Raw genomic sequence first — 20142 nt, forward strand, 5'->3', positions numbered from 1 at the left:
TCTCGAGTGCTGCCACCAAAAATAAAATTTATACTTTTAAGAATTTACGGATGGACGTCAAACTTCCCCATACACCAATGATTGCACCGATCAAAAGAAGGACCAGTGACACTTGATAAACAAACGGGTTATATGGAAGCATGGAAATAAATGAGCCTTGTACTCTCGGTGCCACCCAGCCCACTGCATATTGATATGTGCCAAGCAGAAGTGCAATCGGTATAATGGAACCAAATACACCAAGCAGTAATCCTTCAATAAAGAACGGCCAGCGGATAAACCAGTTCGTTGCACCTACAAGCTTCATAATCTCGATTTCTTTACGTCTAGCAAAAATCGTAATTTTGATCGTATTTGAGATCAAGAACATGGCTGTAAATAAAAGCCCAATGATGAGCGCAATCCCTACATTTCGCGCCACTCCGACCACATTAAAGAGTCGGCTGACTTCTTCTTTACCGTAGGTTACTTTATACGTACCTTTTAGGTTTTCTAATTTTTTAGCAACTTTTGGTGTATCGTGTGGATCTGATGTTTTCACAATAAACGCATCGTTTAATGGGTTTTCTTGATCAACAAGTCCCATGGATTGTCCATTTTCACCAAAGCTTTTAATCAGTGCTTTGAGCTCATCATCCTTGGATGAGTATTTCACATCACTGATTTCAGGAATCTTCTCAATTTCTGCTTTTAATTCATCCTGCTGCTTTTGATTCGCGGTTAAATCGATCAGAACTTTTACTTCTACTTCTTTCTCAGCGTTCGATGCCATGTTATTCAAGTTGAGCATAATGACAAGAAAAACCCCAACTAAAATCAATGTGACAGTGACCGCACTAATTGATGCAAATGTCATCCACGTGTTTCTTCCAAGTGAACGGAAGCTCTCACGTAAATGCCGCGAGAGAGTTTTAATCATAAATGCCGTACTCCCCTCTTGCTTCGTCACGCACAATCATTCCATCTTCGATTGCGATGACGCGTTTCTTCATGCTGTTTACAATCTCTTTGTTATGTGTTGCCATGACGACTGTTGTTCCTCGGTTATTAATCTCTTCGAGTGTCTTCATGATTTCCCAAGATGTGTCTGGATCAAGGTTTCCTGTCGGCTCGTCCGCAATGACTACCTCAGGACTATTCACGATCGAGCGAGCGATCGATACACGCTGCTGCTCACCGCCAGAGAGCTGGTCAGGAAATTGTCGTGCTTTGTGCTTGAGTTGTACCAAATCAAGTACATCCAGCACCTTTTTCTTAATGATTTGAGGCTGTTCCCCAATGACTTCAAGAGCAAATGCCACGTTCTCAAACACTGTGAGAGTTGGAAGTAGTTTGAAATCTTGGAACACTACGCCAATTTCTCTTCTTAAGTAAGGTATTTCTTTTTCCTTAATTGAGCCTAAATCTTTGTTATTAATTAAGATTTTCCCTTTGCTTGGCTTCTCTTCACGATACATCATTTTGATGAATGTGGATTTACCAGCACCACTGGGACCAACAACGTACACAAACTCTCCTGGGTGAATAGAGACATTGATTCCATTGATCGCCTTTACACCGTTAGGATAGATCTTGTAGACTTCCTTCATTTCAATCATGTAATCACCTAATCTTTTCTTATTGCTGACTAACAGCTTATCATGATGTTTTGACAGTCATCGTCAAAACACGTTATGTATGGTCACGCACATACCCTTCGATACGTACAAGCAATTTATGTCCTTTTCATCCAAAAAGATGAAAAAATTGAATCGTCTAAATTTCAACAACTCCAATTATACGTCATGATTCGACGCAATGGTATTACATTTATATTTCAAAACTTATAGTTAAAAGGTAAAAAGGACATTCAAAACCGAAAAACATGTCTTTTTACCCTTATTTTTTAAATAAAATTTAATATAATGCGTTTTCATACTATTCAAAAGTCTTTTTCTACATATAAAAATAAAAAAACCTTGTCGATTAGACAAAGGTTTTATTTTTTCTCTGCAAGCCATTTAGCTACTTCTTTCGCTTGCTTCTCATCTACCATTCCGCTTGGCATAGAGCCTTTACCATTGAGTGCAATATCTGCAATTTGGCTTTCATTGTATTTTTTCCCTACTTCTTTCAGGCTTGGTCCGCCTCCGCCAGATAGGTCTTTCCCATGACAGCCAATACAGTTTTGCTGATAAATTTCCTCACCACTGCTCACGTTTGAGGTGCTCTTGCTGCCTTCTTTGTCACTGCTGCTTGAATTTCCTCCACAAGCCGCCAGCACAAGCAGCATCGCTGCAAACAGCATCGTTAATCCGCTTTTTTTCATCTTATTCCCTCCCTTACAATCATTTGGTCATCGCTATTATATCCTTGTTTACGCCCTTTTAAAACCCTCACCAAGTACCTCTTTTGCATCCATTACGATGACAAATGCTGATGCATCGATTGCTTTCACCACTTGTTTCAACTTTGTGAATTGTGACTGCCCAACGACACACATAAGAATTGGACGGTCATGGTCAGTATATCCTCCGACGGCTGAAATCTTTGTGACACCACGGTCAATTTGATCAAATACTGCCTGTCTGACTTCATCCTCATGCCCTGTAATGATCATTGCCATTTTCGAATGACTGAAGCCGGCCTGTACGACATCAATCGTTTTACTTGAAATAAACACACCAATGACAGCGTACAGCCCCTCTTCAATCCCAAAAACAGTCATCGCAGCGAGAACAATTAAGCCATCCATCATCGCTAAACAAGTGCCAAGCGTGAGGCCAGTATATTTATTGATGATTTTAGCAGCGAGCGCCGTTCCACCTGTTGATCCGTTTCCAAGGAATACGAGCCCTATTCCTATCCCAATCACTACTCCACCGAATATGGCTGCTAAGAGCGCTTCATGGGTTACAGGTGCAATATGCCTTGTAACAAATACCATCAAAGGTAAGAAAATAGAGCCAACGAGCGTTTTCACGCCAAATGTACCACCTAATAAATAAAAACCTGCGATAAACAGTGGAATATTGAGTCCCCACTGCACATATGCCGCCTCAAAGCCGAATGACTGCATAATCGTACTAATACCGCTCACACCACCTGCGGCAATCTGATTCGGTAATAATAACGTGTTAAATCCAATCGCCACAATGGCTGATCCGATTAAAATGAACAAGTAATTTTTCGCTTCAATCCATAATTGTGAATGTCCCTGCTTCATGTCTTTCTTCCTCCGTTACTTCTGAATGCACACCTATTTTAAGCCCTCCTATTACGAATGTAAATAACAGCCAAATGCAGTGCTAATGGATTAATACTTTATCACACAAACGGATCAGCGTACTTGCCGTTTGGCACATGAGTAAATGATGGTATATTTAATATGTACATGAGAAAGAAGGGACATGCGATGAAGAAAATACTGAAGATCATAGGCATTACATTACTTGCACTGATCATTTTGGCTTTTGGTGCTTTCTATACATGGAGCCGCTTTACATACGGACCATCTGCCGCATTAAAAAAGCAAGTGAACATCGAGCAAGTAGAACATAAAAACGATGTATATACATTTGCATCAACAAAAAGCGATACGGGCATCATTCTCTATCCAGGAGCCAAGGTAGAACCACTTTCGTACGCCTATATTGGGAATGAATTGATGAAAAAAGGCTATTCAGTCTTTATCCCTGACATGCCTTTTTCGTTTGCGATTTTTCATACAAATAAAGCACAAGATATCATGAAAGATCATCACACGATCAAACACTGGTATATTGGCGGACATTCACTTGGCGGGGCAGCTGCCGCTATGTTTGCAGAAAAAAACCTGAGCAAGCTCGACGGTCTTTTTTTCCTTGCGTCTTATCCAGCATCAGATAATCTGAAATCATCGTCCTTAAACGTCCTGTCTATATCAGGTGAAAAGGATGGACTTGCGACGCATGAGAAAATCAAGAAATCGAAAACAAATTTGCCATCTCAAACCATTTATCATGAAATAAAAGGCGGGAACCATGCTCAGTTTGGCATGTACGGTAAACAAAAAGGTGATCAGCCAGCGAATATTCCAGCCCTTACACAGCAAAAGGAGATCATTCAGACGATGCTTGAATGGCTACCACCAGCAAAAAAGCTCCCGTAATGGGAGCTTTTCATTTTTACTTTTTCGTCGCTTCTAAAAACTCTTCAGCATCTGCTACAGCCAGGCTAATGGCTTCCTCCCAAAAATCTTTTTGGGTAAGATCGACACCTAAGTGCTTAAAGGCCAAATCTTCTACTGTCATTGAAGCTGTATCCTTTAATAATGCAATGTATTTTTCTTCAAACGAAGTACCAGCCTCCAAGGCTTTTGCATAAATCCCTAGTGAGAACATGTAGCCAAATGTGTATGGGAAATTATAAAACGGAACACCCGTGATATGGAAATGCAGTTTAGACGCCCAGAAATGAGGATGGTATTCATCTAATGAGTCGCCAAAGGCTTCTTTCTGCGCTGCTACCATCAGCTCATTCAAACGGTCCGCCGGCACTTCTCCTTGTTTTCGCTCTTCATAAAAGCGCTGTTCAAATAAGAAACGAGATTGAATGTTCATGAAAAATGCGACACTCCGCTGCAGCTTATCCTCTAACAAACTGAGACGTTCCTCTTCATTTGCCGCTTCTTTTAATGAAGCATCAGCCACAATCATTTCTGCGAATGTCGACGCCGTTTCAGCGACATTCATCGCATATTTGCGATTCAGAATGCGAACATCCTGCATCACTTCCTGATGGAAAGAATGACCAAGCTCATGCGCGAGTGTCGCCACATTGGATGGACTTCCTGAGAAGGTCATAAAAATACGCGACTCTCCGCTGTCAGGGAAATTTGTACAAAAACCGCCTACTCGTTTGTTCGGGCGATCCTCAGCTTCTACCCAGCGTTCATTAAAGGCCTTTTCTGTAAAGGCAGCAAGCTCCGCTCCAAACCCAGCGAAATGTTTCACAATAAAAGCCGCTGCTTCCTGATACGGATAAATCTTGGTCTCACTACCAATAGGAGCCCCAACATCAAACCAGCTTAGCTTATCCACTCCTAGCATATCAGCCTTTCGATGTAAGTAATCAATAAATGGTTGCTTATGTTCATCTATCACAGACCACATGGCATCAAGGGTCTCTTGTTTCATCCGGCAAATATCAAGCGGCTCTTTTAAAATATGATCCCAGCCTCTTGCTTCATATACTTGCAAACGAAAACCTGCCAAATGATTGAGCGTGCTTGCAAATAGATGTTCATCCTGCGTCCATGCATGCTCTAGGTTATGGTAAACAGCCTTTCTGACTTCACGGTCTGAATCATCCATTGCATTTTCCGCTTGGCCAACAGAGATCATCTGCGTTTCACCATGTTGTTCAAACGGAATCGTAATTTTATTTACCAAGCTAGAATAAAAATCATCCCACGCATGATAGCCATCAACAGCTAGCTTTTGAATCAATGTTTCTTGTTCAACAGGCAATTGATCCTTCACGCGGTCTCTCCGTTCATTTAATATGTAGCGAACATCTGAAAAGGCCTCTGAATTCATGAGATCTTCCCATTTGCTTGGAGAAATAGCAGCAAGCGCCTGATCAAACAGCGCAAGTATGGTACCTAAATCAGCTTCCAACTTAGCAATCGTACCTCGAAGACTACCAGCCTTCATATCCTTTGTATTTTGCGATTGAAGACAGGATACAAATGAACCTGCTTGAGACAGTTTTTTATATGTGGTTTCATACGTGTCAAGGACAGACGTTAACTTATTTTCAATGTGTGTATCTTCTTTGGAAAAGGCATCGACCTTTTGTCGTAATTCATCTAATAGCTGCTCAATGTGTTGCAAGTATGTTTTGAATGCTGGTGAAGAACTGCCTCCTTTAAAAAAGGCATCTAAATCCCACGTCTCTTGTAATGTTGTTAATCCCAAAATATTTCCCCCTTTATTTGCTAATTTCATCATACAAAGGATATAGAGTCAGTATGGCGTATGTATTCCTTTATATTCATTATATTTTCTCACAATAAAAAAAACCCGGCAAGAAGCCGAGTTTTTATGATAATTTCGAACGTAAATATGCGTCGATAAATGAATCTAAATCTCCATCCATGACTGCTTGAACATTTCCCATCTCCGTATTGGTACGATGGTCTTTTACAAGAGAATACGGATGGAATACATAAGAGCGAATTTGGCTTCCCCAGCCAATTTCTTTCTGCTCTCCTCTAATTTCATCCAACTCAGCCTGCTGTTCTTCGATCCGTCTTTGATAAAGTTTCGATTTTAGCATTTTCATCGCACGTTCTCTGTTTTTGATTTGTGATCTTTCCGTTTGGCATGTCACCACGACATTGGTTGGAATATGTGTGATACGAACGGCAGAGTCCGTCGTATTGACGTGCTGTCCACCAGCGCCGCTTGCACGATACGTATCTACTTTGATATCTTCTGTTCGAATATCAATATCGATTTCTTCATTGAACTCAGGCATGACATCACAGGAAACGAAAGAAGTATGTCTACGACCAGATGAATCAAAAGGAGAAATACGAACCAGACGATGGACGCCTTTTTCTGCTTTTAAGTAGCCGTATGCGTTATGCCCTTTGATGAGCAATGTGACAGACTTAATTCCTGCTTCATCACCAGGAAGATAATCAAGCGTTTCAACCTTAAAGCCCCTGCGCTCTGCCCAGCGAGTATACATTCTCAAAAGCATAGAACCCCAGTCCTGTGATTCAGTACCGCCTGCACCTGGGTGAAGCTCAAGGATGGCATTGTTTTTATCATATGGTTCACTTAAGAGAAGCTGCAACTCAAACTCGTTAAATTGCTTGGTTAAGTTCTTAAGCTCTTTCTCAAGCTCTACATGAAGCTCTTCGTCATAATCTTCCTTTAATAGGTCATGTGTCATTTGCAGCTCTTCATGAGATTCACTGAGCTCATGGTATGCATTCACATTATCCTTTAGTGCATTGGCTTCATTGATGACGCCTTGAGCCTTTTGCTGATCATTCCAAAAATCAGCCTCTGACATTGTCGCTTCGAGTTCTGCAATTTTGGCTTCTTTTGTTTCGAGGTCAAAGAGACCCCCTAAAATCAGCTAGCCTGCTAGCCATATTTTCAAGCTCTTGTCTAATTTCTACTAATTCCATATCCTTCACCTCATAGATGTATGGGGGCTGACATGAATAGAAAGAGGTTTTCACCTCTTTCCATTACTTATTCTGTCTTCCCATGACAATTTTTATATTTCTTGCCGCTTCCGCAGTGACATGGTGAGTTTCGACCAATGTCTACAACTTTACGTACCGGCTTCTTTTTCACTGTCTTCTCCTCATCACCCTCTTGAGGCTGATGAGCTGTTGTTTGCCCTTGAACGACTTCTTCACGCTCTAAGTTGTTTTGGATTTCTGATTTCAAGACATATTTGGCTACATCATCTTCGATTGAAGCGACCATATGCTCAAACATCGCAAATCCTTCCATTTGATACTCACGAAGCGGATTTGTTTGTGCATACGCACGTAAATGAATCCCTTGACGCAGTTGATCCATTGCATCGATATGATCCATCCACTTTGAATCCACCGCACGAAGAACGATGACTTTTTCAAATTCTCGCATTTGTTCATCGCCATATGTTTCTTCTTTTGCATCGTATTTTTCTTTAATACGATCCATAATGAAGGAGGTGATTTCATCTGCTTCTTTACCGTAAATATCCTTAACCGAAATGGCTCCTTCATCTAAATAGTTCGTGTTGATTAATTCAACAAGCCCATCTAGTTTCCATTCTTCTGGAAGCTCTTCTTTCGGCGTATAAGAACCAACAGCGCGCTCAATTGAAGACTGAATCATATTGATCACAATCGATTTTAAGTTATCAGAATCAATAACTTCAAAGCGCTGCTTGTAAATCACTTCACGCTGCTGACGAAGCACATCGTCATATTGCAGAAGCTGTTTACGTGAATCAAAGTTGTTGCCCTCAACACGTTTTTGAGATGATTCAACGGCTTTAGACACCATTTTACTTTGGATAGGCGTAGTGTCATCCATACCAAAGCGGTCAAGCATTGCCATCGTGCGCTCTGCACCAAATCGGCGCATTAATTCATCTTCCATGGAGAGATAGAATTGGGTAATCCCTGGGTCTCCTTGACGACCAGAACGTCCACGAAGCTGGTTATCAATACGACGTGATTCATGACGCTCTGTCCCAATGACAGCTAGACCGCCAAGTTCTTTGACGCCTTCGCCAAGCTTGATGTCCGTACCACGTCCTGCCATGTTGGTCGCAATGGTGACGGCACCCTTTTGACCAGCCTCTTCAATAATTTGTGCCTCACGCTCATGGTTTTTCGCATTTAACACTTGATGAGGAATCCCTTTATTTTTAAGCAGCTTAGAAATAAGCTCAGACGTCTCAACCGCTACTGTTCCGACAAGAACTGGTTGCCCTGTCATATAGCGCTGCGCAACATCTTCAGCCACTGCTTTAAATTTACCTTCCATTGTGCGGTAAATTAAATCAGGTCTGTCATCACGAACGACTGGTTGGTTGGTCGGGATTGTCACAACCTGCATGTTGTAAATGTTACGGAATTCTTCTTCTTCCGTTTTCGCTGTACCGGTCATACCAGAAAGCTTTTCATACATACGGAAGTAGTTCTGGAATGTGATCGTTGCAAGGGTCATACTTTCGTTCTGCACTTCGAGACCTTCTTTTGCCTCAATGGCTTGATGCAGACCTTCACTATAACGGCGTCCTTTCATGAGACGTCCTGTGAACGAGTCAACAATAACCACTTGACCTTCTTCAACGACATAATCCACATCTTTTTGCATCGCAACATGTGCCTTTAGCGCCTGAGCGATGTGATGGTTCAGTGCGACATGTTTGACATCAAATAAGTTCTCGATGCCGAAAGCTTTTTCCGCCTTCGTCATTCCGCTTTCTGTCAGCTGTACACTTTTTGTTTTAATATCATATGTGAAATCATCTTCTATTTTTAATGTACGAACAAACGCATTCGCTTGTACATAAAGCTTTGTAGATTTCGCAGCTTGTCCAGAAATGATAAGCGGTGTTCTCGCTTCATCAATTAAGATGGAGTCAACCTCATCGATTACGGCATAATGAAGCGGTCTTTGGACCATTTGCTCTTTGTAAAGCACCATGTTATCTCGTAAATAGTCAAAGCCAAGTTCATTGTTTGTTGAATACGTAATATCAGCGGCATACGCTTCTCTTTTTTCATCTTTGTCTAAGCTGTTTAAGTTTAAGCCTACCGTTAAGCCAAGAAATTCAAAAATCTTGCCCATTTCCTCTGCATCACGGCTTGCCAAATATTCGTTGACTGTCACAATGTGGACGCCTTTTCCAGATAGAGCATTTAAATAAACAGGCATTGTTGAAGTCAACGTTTTACCTTCACCTGTTTTCATCTCAGAGATGTTGCCTTCATGAAGCGCGATCCCCCCCATGAGCTGCACCTTAAATGGGAACATTCCTGTCACGCGGCGTGATGCCTCGCGAACCGTTGCAAATGCTTCAACCAACAGGTCATCCACGGATTGTCCTTTTTCAAGTTTTTCTTTAAATTCGATCGTTTTATTTCGTAAAGCCTCGTCAGATAATTTCTCGAAATCTTGAGCGAGAGCTTCAATTTCATTTGCTTTTTTTTCATATTTGCTGATCGTACGTTTCGTAGGATCAAACACTTTGTTTAAGATTCCAAGCATATAATAACGCTCCTCTATTTCATGCAATTTTTCGGCATGTCCAAAAGATTGACAGGTCCATATTTACCTGCATTTATCATACCATACCTTCCTTCATTTCCAAAGAATTTGCAATGATTTCGAACAAAAAACCCGCCCCTCATGGAGGGAACGGGTTTACTTTTTTTAGGTTATTTTTAGATCAGATTAAGCGTTTGGCTCAATGAGTCCATATTTCCCATCATTTCGGCGATAGACCACATTGGTCAAATTTGTCTCAGCATTAGTGAAGACGAAGAAACTATGACCTAACATGTTCATTTGAAGAATGGCCTCTTCGCTATCCATCGGTTTTAAATTGAAACGTTTTTGTCTGACGATTTCTGTTTCATCAATTTCTTCGTCATCCTGAACAGCTACATCAGCCGTCCCATTTCCTCCAGCAAATAAGTGCTTTTTGGCACCTTGCTCGCGGAATTTACGGTTTACTTTTGTTTTGTGCTTTCGAATTTGACGTTCTAATTTACTGGCTGCTAGGTCTACTGCATTGTACATATCTTCATTATGCACCTCAGCTCGAAGTGCTAGATCAGTCATTGGAATGGTAACCTCAACTTTAGATTCTTGATCATTGTAAAACTTCAAGTTCACGTTGACTGAAGCATCTACGTCTGTCTCAAAATAACGCTCCAGCTTTCCAATTTTTTTCTCGACATGATCTCTTAGTGCAGGTGTTACGTCGATGTTTTCTCCTCTGACATTGTAATTCATGTAAAGAACGCCTCCTTTAAAATTAAGGATATGTAAACCTATTTCTACTTTTCCCTCCTTTTCTCCTGCTCAAACGTAAAAAAAATGTGAATATTTCTTGAAATTTGTCGAATTTTGCGGTGCTTCAACTGTTGCTTGATAGGTGATGAATATATATTCACCTCAATCTTGAAAAAGACCAGCGCACATTTAAATGGTGAAAGTTGATATTGATGTTTTCAGCGATTGAGATAAAGTTTTTAGGTCTTCCGCTGCTGCTTTCATTTCTTCATTTGCTGCCAATGACTCTTCAACAGCCGCAGACATGTACTCCGTCTCTTCTGAATTGCGTTTGGCTCCTTCTTCAATGACCCCAACCGTCTGAGATATTTCCTCTGTACTAGCTGAAATCTCCTCTGCAGTGGCTGAAAGTTCCTCTGCTTTCATCGAAATATCACGAATAGATTCTAGGATTTCATGAAAACTCTGTTCTGACAATTGCGATACTTTCACACCTTCTGCTACATCCTGCTCAACCTTTGTCATCGAATGTGATGATTTTTCAGTATCTTTGTTCACGTTCGCGAGCAATTGACTAATTTGATCTGTTAGCTGACTAGATTCTTCCGCCAGTTTTCTCACTTCATCTGCTACTACCGCAAACCCTCTCCCATGTTCTCCCGCTCTTGCCGCTTCAATAGCAGCATTTAAAGCAAGCAAATTCGTTTGATCAGCAATAGCATGAATATGACCTAACAAATCTTCAATGCCAGTAAATTGGGCTTGTACATGAGCCATTGTAGAATGGTGCTCGTTCACAGACGCTTTGATAGAGCTCATTTGCTTTACGAATTGTTGAATAAGTGCTGCACCCTCTTCAGCCTTTTCAGTCACTGAAATTGAGTGACCCGAAACATCGGATGTGTGTTCAGCTGCATTTTGCATACCAGTAGAGACTTCTTGAATCGCAGAAGCTACTTTTCCGACCGCGTCTGATTGTTCACGTGAAGCTTCGCTGACCTGTTCAATCGAACTAGATGTCTGCTCGCTAGCTGATATGGTTTGATGAATCGTTTCCTCAAACTGGGCAGCAGAATCAGCTAATTGTCTTGATCCATGTTGTACCTGTAAAATGAGCTGACGCAAATGCTTTGTCATTTGATTAAAAGCGGTACCAAGTTGACCAATCTCATTTTTAGAGGTCACTTCAATCTCTTCAAGTGTAAGGTCACCATCTGCCATCCTTCTCGCAGCATTTGTGACAGACACAATTGGCTTTGTCATACGATAAACGAATCTTGTCCCAATCAACAAAAAGCCAACAATAATGACTCCACTAACTAGAATGAGAGTGAATAGTAATTGATTACTGTCTTGGTTGAGCTGTTTGATTTTTTGGTCCCGTTGCTTCAACTGCGTTTGAGCAAATTCTTTTGTAAAGGTATGTATTTCTTGTTCGATAGGTTGTAATTCTTGATTGAGGCGTGTGTTGAATTCTTTTTGATTATTAGTATTTAATGAGATAAATAACCTTTTTGTGGATTCATAGTAGAGTTCATTCTTTTGAGATATTTTTGTTAATAATTGTTTTGCCTTTTTGACTGTACTAAGTTTTAAAGCATCCCCTGTTGTTTTATTGATATCAACATAGGTTTCTTCAATTTTTTGCGATATTTCCCTGTCTCTCATGACAACATAAGTTTTAATTTGTGCTTCCTGTTTTTGCAAAAGTGCCTCTAATTCTAATGAGGTTTGATAAAGCTTTACTTCTTTGCTAAGAAGCGTCTTATAGGATTGATCTGTTTGGTAATAAATAAAGCTCGAGAAACCTAAAATACTGACAAACAATACACATATGACAATAAGCCCTAACAAAAATTGATTTTTTAGTCTCATAATTTCCTCCGACAGTCTGAATTGAACAAAAATTAATGAATGACATACGGCCTCATACAGGCATGTATTTCATCCATCCACTTTCTATATTCAGGTATAAAATATGATTTAAGGAATGATTGGAAGTGTATTGAAGGGAATGTATAGAAAGCTAGTATATCAAAACTTAAAAAAATTTGATCAAATGAACGAATCGTTTTGGCAAAGTGCTCATTTTCTATAATTGAAAGCAGAAGGGGATGTGTTGTGTCTAAATGAAAGAAGGCATGGATCAGATCATTAAAGATCCGATCCCCTTCAGTTTTAGCAAAATCCTTCTCAATTTCATCTAAATATTTTAGACTCTCTTCTATCGTAAATAGAAGTTCATAATATGTGGTTAATAAAATATAGTCATCTGAACGATACGCCACAGGTCTCACCTAATTATTTCCGTTTATCGTAATATACGCCGTCACTCGTCATAGGCTGGTATGGATTTTGATAATTCAGCTGTTTCGTTTTCTTTTTTTGAATGGCTTGAATATCTGCTTTGATCCCATTTTGGATCACCGTTAATTGCTTCGCCATCTGTTGATCCGTTTGGATAATTTCTTTGATTTTTTCTTTTTCTTGATCGGTCAGCTCATGCTGAATATCTCTCATTAATTCGTCTCTCTCAATTAAAAAGGCATCAAAGTCTTCAACCAAGGTATCACTTTGCGGATTTGCCGTTATTTCGGCTGCCATTTTTAATGTTTGGTCATGCAGCTGGTCCACAATACTCATAGAGATCCCCCGATAGAGTGGTGGCGCCCTTTTCGATCGTTTTGAATAACTTCCTTCCACGCATCACGGAAATCCGTTACGTATTGCTCTACTTCATTCAACATCTCTTCGTCATTTTGAAGATTAGCTTCAATCAGTCTGCGATAAATGTAATCATACATACTTGCCATACTCTTTGATACGTCATAAGAACGATTTAAGGTGACATTTAATTCTTGAATGATGTTTTGAGCCTTTTTCAGGTTCACATTTCTCGTTTCTGCATCCTCTTTTTGAATGGCATACTTCGCGAGTCTTATGAACTTTAAGCAGCCTTCATAAAGCATAAGCGTCAACTCAGCAGGTGTTGCAGTCTCAATAGAATTTTTCTGATAGGCGGCATAAGGGTTCTGAATTGCCATATGTTATAAACCTCCAATTATTGTCCAAGCAGTTGAGAAAGATAGCCAGATTGGTTGTTTAGCTTTTGAATCGCGCTATCCATGGCGCTAAACTTTTTGTAGTAGCGGGTTTCCACCATTTTCAAACGATCTTGAAATGTATCCATTCTTTTTGTTAAAGAATCAAGGTCCTTACCAAGTACGTATTCCTTTAATTGCATTGTCGTGCTTCCAGCCTTTTTTTGAATACTTTTCGTAAAGGCTGTTAAGGAATTTTGAACACGATAAATAATTCCTTGTTCATTATATTGCTGCTGCGCTTTGTCTTTATCTTTTGAATCGACATTTAATTTACCCGAGATAAACATTTGACTGACATTCTGCGGGTCTGCTTCAATGGCTTTTCTTAATTTTTCTTCATCAATTTCAAGCTTACCGCCATCTTTATATTTATTTGAAGTGGTAATTCCGATTTGTGTGATATGAATTTTATTTGCATCACTTGTTGTAATCTCAGCATAAAAATCACTTCTTATTTTAGAGGCACCACCTCGTAAAATGGAATCACTTCTCAGTAAGCCAGACTTCGCTGTCGTTTCCCATAGCTCCACTTCTTTGTCAGACATTGCTTTTTTCTCTTCTGCTGTTAAAGGATGATAGTCTCTATTTCTTTTTTCATTAACTTTGCCATTGACCTGCTCAACAAGCTCATTGTATTTATCAACAAATTGTTTAATTTTATCAAAGATTGTATCGACATCTGTTGAAACGTTTAAACTGACAGGCTTATCGGTTGTCCCTTTAAGTTCGTACGTAATACCAGCTTGCTCAAATGTATTATTGTTATTTTCCATTTTCAGACCATTAATCTCGTATTGTGCTTTTTGCCCTTGAGTGGTCGCAACTAATTTGTTATCTCCATCCACTTGGAAGCCTAATTGAGTAAAGAATGAAGCTGAATTACCATCAGTTGCTTTAATGCTGACACCTTCACCTGTTGTCCGTGAAGTGAGAGCGACCGTATCGACATAGTTAGATCCGTCAAAGATTTGTCCTTTGTAAGCTGTCACACCTAATTGTGAGTTGTTCAGCTTTTTCACGATGTCATCAATGGTATCGGTATCAGCAGTATTGATTGTCACCGTTTTCGGTTTCGTCGAATCTGGTGTTGTCACCTCGAATGTAAAAGTGCCATTTGCAGGTGTAAAACCAGAAGTACCAGACGATTTGAAGACAGAAGCTGTCGCTAGTTGGGTAACATTGATTGAACCGGAGGCAGCATTTGTTGATCCAGTTGCTGTGACTGCAGATTCATTTGAGCTTGTCACTTTTTTGGCGCCATATGTGCTTGGACGACCTAATTCTAATTTGTAAATTAAATCATCTAATTCTTTGACTTTTGAGGTAACCTCACGATAGCTGTCTCTTTGCCATTCAAGTGTTTGTTTTTGGCGTGTCATTTTATCAAGTGGTGCTTGTTCTGTTTTCATGAGTTTTGATACGATTTCGTCAATGTCAAAGACATTTGAAAATCCAGTAATTCGGTTAACCATTGTTTATGTTCTCCCTTCATTTACATCCTTTTATCTACAAATAAACCGACTATCTCTGTCATTGCCGCATAGAAATCAAGCCATTCCTTGGAAGGAATCTCTCTAATGACTTCTTCTGTTTGGTTATCTACGACTTTGACATAATATTCATTGAGTTTTTCATGTAATTCAAATTGCAGATGAAATTGAGTGGGTTCAATCAGTTTGTTTGCTCCATGAAGCGTTTTTTCAATTTCTTCTTTTGAAACGACCTTGCCATTTGCTTGTGAGTCAGGGTTTACATTGTCATTCTGGTTATTAGAAACACGGGTTTGAAATGCATCGATAATTGGCTCTAGCGACGTCAACTTACCAACAGACATAGTTATTCAGCTCCTGTGCTTTAATCTATCTTTTATATCGGCTTGGAATTTTCAAATTAAATATAGATGGACAGATTTGTTAAAGTTTCATATAGATCTTAAACACCCATATCAAAACGCTTTCACACGGAGAAGGACAGCTGAATCAGATAAAAAAATCCTCACTTTTTTTGTGAGGATAATTGAGAGAGGAGATCTACGGATAAACTCGCAGCACGATTGTTTTCTTCTTGAATAGACAGGTACACTTCTTTCCTGTGAATATCAATGTGCTTAGGAGCTTCAATCCCTATTTTCACTTGATCGCCTTCGATTGAAATAATCTTGACTTCAATATCATCGCCAATTTGAATCGACTGGTTTAATTTACGCGAGAGAACTAACATGAGGATGCCACCTCTAACAAATGTTTTGTATGATAAGCTGAATCATGCAAAATCACCTGTTTGGCTTTCATGTTTTTCCGGTTCACGATAATAGGCGCTCTTAAATTGGCTGTCGTTTTTTCAATAGATGATTCCATTGTTAAGATCACCATGACTTCCACATCATTCGCATCTTCTACTTCCAAAATCTCTACGACCGTCTCGTCTAGATCGAATTCATATTGGTTGAAGAATAAGAACGGACTGCTGACAATAAAGCCTAACTCTGCGTTTTTCAATGATTGAAGAACTAAAAATGGTGACTCTTCTGATAAAGGTAAAATGACAAACTGTTTTTGATCCAGAAATCCTGGTATTCCATTAGAGAAGTTGATCATTTGCTCCTCTTTGATTTTCACTTCACCATGGTATTTTGTTTGAATGATCATAATTCACGACCTTTTTCATTTTTCTTAACTATACCTTATCACCATTTTGGCCCGTTTCGTCAACTTCTATTTTTAAATCTGGGTATTGTAACATATCAATATTGACCTTACCTGGCTGGTAGTTAACGATTGGTTTATGAGGCGTTGCCTCTATGATAGCTTTTTGAGGCTCCACATCAATTTGAAGCTCAGATGGCTGATAGTGAATTTTCACACTAAAGAATGAAGGGATCACACCAATGGTGAATTGTTTGGCTGGAGGAGCGCCATTGATTTTAGCAAACTCGGCAATTGCATTCCCACCATTCTCGATCTTGATGAGTTCACTACCTTCTTCCGCCCTTCGGCCCATTCCCTCTCCAACAGCACGTTTCCCCTCGGCTGCCCATTCTTCTGAACGCCTAAAAATTGACTTGATATCCATATCGGCAAATGCCTCGGTTTGGTCTATAGTTAATTTTGACGGTGTCCTTTTGATATTCATAACAGCTTTGGGCTGCTGAATTTCAAGGTCCGCTCTAGGCTGCTCTACTTCTTGACGAGATGGAGTTGTCGACATTTGCAGCTTTGCATAGGTTTGTTGCATTAACAATCTAGGGATTTGCATTTAGGTACACCTCCATGATGCAAAAAAGCACCCAACGGATGCTTTTTATTATCTTAAGAAATCGACAAGGGATGGCTGAATGACTTTAGCCGTCGTTGCTAAAGCTGCTCTATTCACAGTTTCTTGTTGAAGAAGATCAAGAATTGCTTTTTCACTTTCAACATCTTCATTATTAGACTTAGCATCTTTGAGCACTTGGAATTGTGAAGTCAAACGGCTGCCTACTAAGTCAACACGATTTGAACGCGCTCCTAAGTCCGAGCGCTCAGCACTCATCACTTCTTTAAACTGATCGATGCTTCCTAACGCATCATCAGAATTTGCGAACGTTCCATTTTTCAATGAGTTTTCTAAATCCGTCAGCATTTCAATGACATTTTGGCCGCTGGCAGACTGTCCACCAAACGCTGAAATTGGATTTGAGTTCACATTTAAAGTGATACCATCTGAAATGTTCGACTTAACGGAATTTGCATCTGTATAGTTTTCAAAGTTAAACGTAAACGTACCATCTGCGTTTTCGACAACTGGTTTAACATTTGTATTTGTTCCATTAAATACGAACTTACCTAACATCTGAGTGTTCATCGCATCAATGATTTGTTTCTTCATCTGACCAATTTCCACTCCGATAGCTGCTAAATCTTCTGGCTGCTTTGTACCATTAGCTGCATCAAGCACTTTATCTCGAACATTTGACATAATATCAATGATTTCAGTGACACTTGTTTCAGATGTATCAATCCAGTTTTGTGCTTCATTTAAGTTATTCTGATATTGTTCATTTCGAAACATGGCAGTACTATATTGAAGGCTTTTTACTGCTGCAACAGGATCATCAGACGTTTTTGTGAAACGTCTCCCTGTTTGTGCCTGCTCATTTATTTTAGAAAGTTTTTCATAACTTTTACTAATATTACGAAGTGAGTTTTGAGAAATCATACCTTGTGTGACTCGCATCAGTTATACCTACCTTCCTACGACACCCATGCCGTTTATTACTTTATCCAATATTTCATCTTGTAATGTCACAACTCTCGCAGCTGCATTATATGCATGCTGAAATTGGATCATATTCGTCATTTCTTCATCAATGGAAACAGCACTCGTCGACATTCTACGTTCATTGGCTGAATTGACAAGAGCAGCTGAACTGCTTTCTAGCGTCATGTTCTTTTTCCCTTGAATCCCCATCTCAGCAATGACATTTTGGTAGTAATCCTGGATCGTTGTTGTATTGCCACCGATTGGTAACTTCAGGTCTTGTATATTTGCTAATTTCGTAGCATTCGAACCGTCACCTTGCGTTTGATTGAGAGATGCTGCGATATTATCTGTTGATGCTAAAATGACATCACTCACTTTAATACGAGCAGCTAATCCTTTATTTAATTCATTGTTATTCTCAATATCAAAAAAGTCTTGTCCGCTTGTGCCATTTAACGTGTACCCCTGCTTATGCACATCGTTAAATGTATCCATAAATACTTGTGCTACTTCATCCAGCTCTGCAAGCATTTCTGGATACATACCTTTTTCAGTACCATTTGACATGTAGCCATAAGCCTCAACAAGTGCTTTTACTTTACCATTCACTTGAAGCTGATCTGCTGCAATGGTTGTTGTTCCGAATTGAAGTGAGTTAACAAGTCCCGTTGTATTATCATAGGAGATTTGCAGTTCAGATTTTTCGTTCGTAATTCCATTCAAAATCGTTCCAGCAGATTGTCCATTTGCACCAATAATATCGATGTTGACAGTTCCTTCAGCAATTTTGAGTGCATTCCCGCCAGATGGATTGTAGCTCACTTTAATATCAACAAATGAAGATAATTGATCTACTAACGCATCACGGGTATCATAAAGATCATTTGGAAGATATCCGTTTGGCTCAACTGCTGCAATCTGTTTATTCACTTCATCTATTTGAGATAAAATCGTGTTCACATTTTTAGCTGTTGAATCGAGTTCTGTTTTTAAATTCTTTTGTATCGTTGTTAAAGAAGAATTAAGTAGACGGAATTGATCTACTAAAGCCTGTGCACTTGTTTTAACAACTGTACGCGCAGAAGCGGTGTCGGCATTTTTTGTTTCGGATAGGACCTGTAATGATTTCCAAAGGTTATCAAAGGCTCTGTTTAAGCCTTCATCCGTCAAATCATTCATAACTCCCTCCATTTGCGAAAGGGCGTCAGATTTTGCTGAGTAGTAAGACAAATTATTGTTATGATCTCTAAATTGCAGATCTAAAAAGCTGTCTCGAATTCTTTCAACGGTTCCAACTTGAACTCCTGTCCCCATTTGGCCATACGTCTTTCCATCATAAACTGAAATGACTGGATAAGGATTCTCTGCTTTAAAGGTAACTCTTTGTCTTGAGTAGCCATCTGTATTTGCATTGGAGACGTTGTTTGATGTGACATAAAGCCCTGCGCGCTGGGCTGTAATTCCTCTTTTTGCCGTTTCTAGACCCATGAATGTAGAACCCATTGGTATCCTCCTTGTTTACGCCTTTGAATCAAACAAAGCCCTCTGCTGTTTAGGCTTTGAACTCTCAAGACCATTTTGTCCGTAATTCATATTTTCTTTATTAGGGTTAACGAGATCGAATGTCAGTGAAATAAATTGAAGCGATTGCTGAATGAGCTGTTTGTTCAGTTCATTTACATCTTTCAGTTCCACCATGATGTCATTTAATTTGTCATATAACGAAATGAGCTCTTCTTGATCCGAACCTTCAGCCTTTTCGATACACGCGGTGATAGTTGGTGTTTCATCATTTTGTAAAAATTGAACTGTCGCTTCAATTCGTTTTTCTTCTAATTGAGAAATGGCCTGAATATATTTTTGTTCTAAATTCAAAACCTCTGAAAGAGCATCAATCTCATTGCTTTTCAGCATTTCTGTTTTATCCTTTGACAGCTTCAAAAGCTGTTCATGCAATCCATAGAGACGATGCAGCTCTTCAATGATTATTTTAACTGACATTCACGCTACTCCCTTTTGTTATTGTTGTTTATAAAAATTGAGCATTTTATCAGCAATACCTTTTGTATCTACTTGATATGTTCCGGCTTCAATGCTTTTTTTAATTTGATCTATTTTATCTTGGCGTTCTTTCATGATATTCGGCACCTTTTGCATTTCGATTGCCTTTTTAGAAATTTCGACTTTATCAGTTGATTTTGCTTGATTTGATTGCAACGTTTGTTTCTCATATGTTTTCTTGTAAGGATTTACTGGTTGTGTTCCATATCGATTAATTTTCACGGGAT

22 protein-coding genes are annotated in these 20142 nt (G+C 39.5%); 1 reads left to right on the plus strand and 21 read right to left on the minus strand.

Translation table 11 applies throughout. From position 1 onward, the window contains the following. Positions 1-28 precede the first annotated feature (28 nt). The 4 genes from ftsX to NKR21_RS18120 all read right to left on the minus strand — a co-directional run bounded on the left by ftsX (position 29) and on the right by NKR21_RS18120 (position 3205). The gene (ftsX, locus tag NKR21_RS18105) at positions 29-919 is read right to left on the minus strand and encodes a permease-like cell division protein FtsX (protein WP_012011409.1); all 891 of its coding nucleotides are present in this window, start codon (positions 917-919) and stop codon (positions 29-31) included. Next, a complete protein-coding gene (gene ftsE / locus NKR21_RS18110; RefSeq protein ID WP_012011410.1) occupies positions 912-1598 on the minus strand; it encodes a cell division ATP-binding protein FtsE in 687 nt (228 codons plus the stop codon). The genes ftsX and ftsE overlap by 8 nt, the downstream gene beginning before the upstream one ends. Before the next feature lie 380 nt (positions 1599-1978). Continuing rightward, entirely contained in the window at positions 1979-2308 is a 330-nt protein-coding gene (gene cccB / locus NKR21_RS18115; protein ID WP_144455461.1) for a cytochrome c551, read from the minus strand. 48 nt (positions 2309-2356) lie between these two features. Then, entirely contained in the window at positions 2357-3205 is an 849-nt protein-coding gene (locus NKR21_RS18120; protein WP_003212797.1) for a YitT family protein, read from the minus strand. Positions 3206-3394: 189 nt separating this feature from the next. On the opposite strand from NKR21_RS18120, the gene NKR21_RS18125 reads away from it, so the two are divergent. After that, the gene (locus NKR21_RS18125) at positions 3395-4129 is read left to right on the plus strand and encodes an alpha/beta fold hydrolase (protein WP_144455459.1); all 735 of its coding nucleotides are present in this window, start codon (positions 3395-3397) and stop codon (positions 4127-4129) included. Positions 4130-4145: 16 nt separating this feature from the next. On the opposite strand, the gene NKR21_RS18130 is transcribed toward NKR21_RS18125, so the two are convergent. The 17 genes from NKR21_RS18130 to flgM all read right to left on the minus strand — a co-directional run bounded on the left by NKR21_RS18130 (position 4146) and on the right by flgM (position 20137). Then, complete coding sequence (locus NKR21_RS18130; RefSeq protein WP_119125446.1) at positions 4146-5939, minus strand: M3 family oligoendopeptidase; 1794 nt, start codon at positions 5937-5939, stop codon at positions 4146-4148. Positions 5940-6063: 124 nt separating this feature from the next. Next, positions 6064-7165, minus strand: a protein-coding gene (gene prfB, locus NKR21_RS18135; protein ID WP_119125447.1) for a peptide chain release factor 2 whose coding sequence is annotated in 2 segments (ribosomal slippage) — positions 6064-7092 and positions 7094-7165 — 1101 coding nt in all. Because the reading frame shifts where the segments join, the coding sequence is not laid out codon by codon here. A 67-nt stretch (positions 7166-7232) separates the two neighbouring features. Beyond that, positions 7233-9758 (minus strand): preprotein translocase subunit SecA, encoded by a 2526-nt coding sequence (gene secA / locus NKR21_RS18140; RefSeq protein WP_012011417.1) that lies wholly within the window; start codon positions 9756-9758, stop codon positions 7233-7235. A 186-nt stretch (positions 9759-9944) separates the two neighbouring features. Continuing rightward, a complete protein-coding gene (gene hpf, locus NKR21_RS18145; protein WP_003213481.1) occupies positions 9945-10508 on the minus strand; it encodes a ribosome hibernation-promoting factor, HPF/YfiA family in 564 nt (187 codons plus the stop codon). Positions 10509-10697: 189 nt separating this feature from the next. Further along, positions 10698-12383: a methyl-accepting chemotaxis protein gene (locus NKR21_RS18150; protein ID WP_144455457.1), complete on the minus strand. Its 1686-nt coding sequence runs from the start codon at positions 12381-12383 to the stop codon at positions 10698-10700. 32 nt (positions 12384-12415) lie between these two features. Next, positions 12416-12796, minus strand: a complete 381-nt coding sequence (locus tag NKR21_RS18155; protein WP_012011419.1) for a DUF8042 domain-containing protein — start codon at positions 12794-12796, stop codon at positions 12416-12418. A 13-nt stretch (positions 12797-12809) separates the two neighbouring features. After that, positions 12810-13151 (minus strand): flagella biosynthesis regulatory protein FliT, encoded by a 342-nt coding sequence (gene fliT, locus NKR21_RS18160; RefSeq protein WP_003212921.1) that lies wholly within the window; start codon positions 13149-13151, stop codon positions 12810-12812. Next, on the minus strand, positions 13148-13552 hold the full coding sequence (gene fliS, locus NKR21_RS18165) for a flagellar export chaperone FliS (RefSeq protein WP_088004418.1): 405 nt from the start codon (positions 13550-13552) through the stop codon (positions 13148-13150). Before fliS ends, fliT begins: the two co-directional genes overlap by 4 nt. Before the next feature lie 17 nt (positions 13553-13569). Then, complete coding sequence (locus NKR21_RS18170; protein ID WP_012011421.1) at positions 13570-15084, minus strand: flagellar hook-associated protein 2; 1515 nt, start codon at positions 15082-15084, stop codon at positions 13570-13572. Positions 15085-15104: 20 nt separating this feature from the next. Further along, positions 15105-15446, minus strand: coding sequence for a flagellar protein FlaG (gene flaG, locus NKR21_RS18175; protein WP_012011422.1), 342 nt, complete (start codon positions 15444-15446; stop codon positions 15105-15107). 161 nt (positions 15447-15607) lie between these two features. Further along, positions 15608-15832 carry a carbon storage regulator CsrA gene (gene csrA, locus NKR21_RS18180; protein ID WP_012011423.1) on the minus strand — a complete coding sequence of 75 codons (225 nt, stop codon included), beginning with the start codon at positions 15830-15832 and terminating at the stop codon, positions 15608-15610. Then, positions 15826-16260: a flagellar assembly protein FliW gene (gene fliW / locus NKR21_RS18185; protein WP_012011424.1), complete on the minus strand. Its 435-nt coding sequence runs from the start codon at positions 16258-16260 to the stop codon at positions 15826-15828. Before fliW ends, csrA begins: the two co-directional genes overlap by 7 nt. 28 nt (positions 16261-16288) lie before the next feature. Beyond that, a complete protein-coding gene (locus tag NKR21_RS18190) occupies positions 16289-16867 on the minus strand; it encodes a DUF6470 family protein (RefSeq protein WP_012011425.1) in 579 nt (192 codons plus the stop codon). A 48-nt stretch (positions 16868-16915) separates the two neighbouring features. After that, positions 16916-17827, minus strand: coding sequence for a flagellar hook-associated protein FlgL (flgL, locus tag NKR21_RS18195; protein ID WP_012011426.1), 912 nt, complete (start codon positions 17825-17827; stop codon positions 16916-16918). Positions 17828-17836: 9 nt separating this feature from the next. Beyond that, positions 17837-19357: a flagellar hook-associated protein FlgK gene (gene flgK, locus NKR21_RS18200; protein ID WP_012011427.1), complete on the minus strand. Its 1521-nt coding sequence runs from the start codon at positions 19355-19357 to the stop codon at positions 17837-17839. A 15-nt stretch (positions 19358-19372) separates the two neighbouring features. Then, positions 19373-19855, minus strand: coding sequence for a flagellar protein FlgN (locus tag NKR21_RS18205; protein ID WP_012011428.1), 483 nt, complete (start codon positions 19853-19855; stop codon positions 19373-19375). An 18-nt stretch (positions 19856-19873) separates the two neighbouring features. Then, positions 19874-20137: a flagellar biosynthesis anti-sigma factor FlgM gene (gene flgM / locus NKR21_RS18210; RefSeq protein ID WP_003213252.1), complete on the minus strand. Its 264-nt coding sequence runs from the start codon at positions 20135-20137 to the stop codon at positions 19874-19876. Between the last annotated feature and the right edge of the window lie 5 nt (positions 20138-20142).

This window comes from Bacillus sp. 1735sda2, assembly GCF_024159245.1.
GTDB classification, from domain to species: domain Bacteria; phylum Bacillota; class Bacilli; order Bacillales; family Bacillaceae; genus Bacillus; species Bacillus pumilus_O.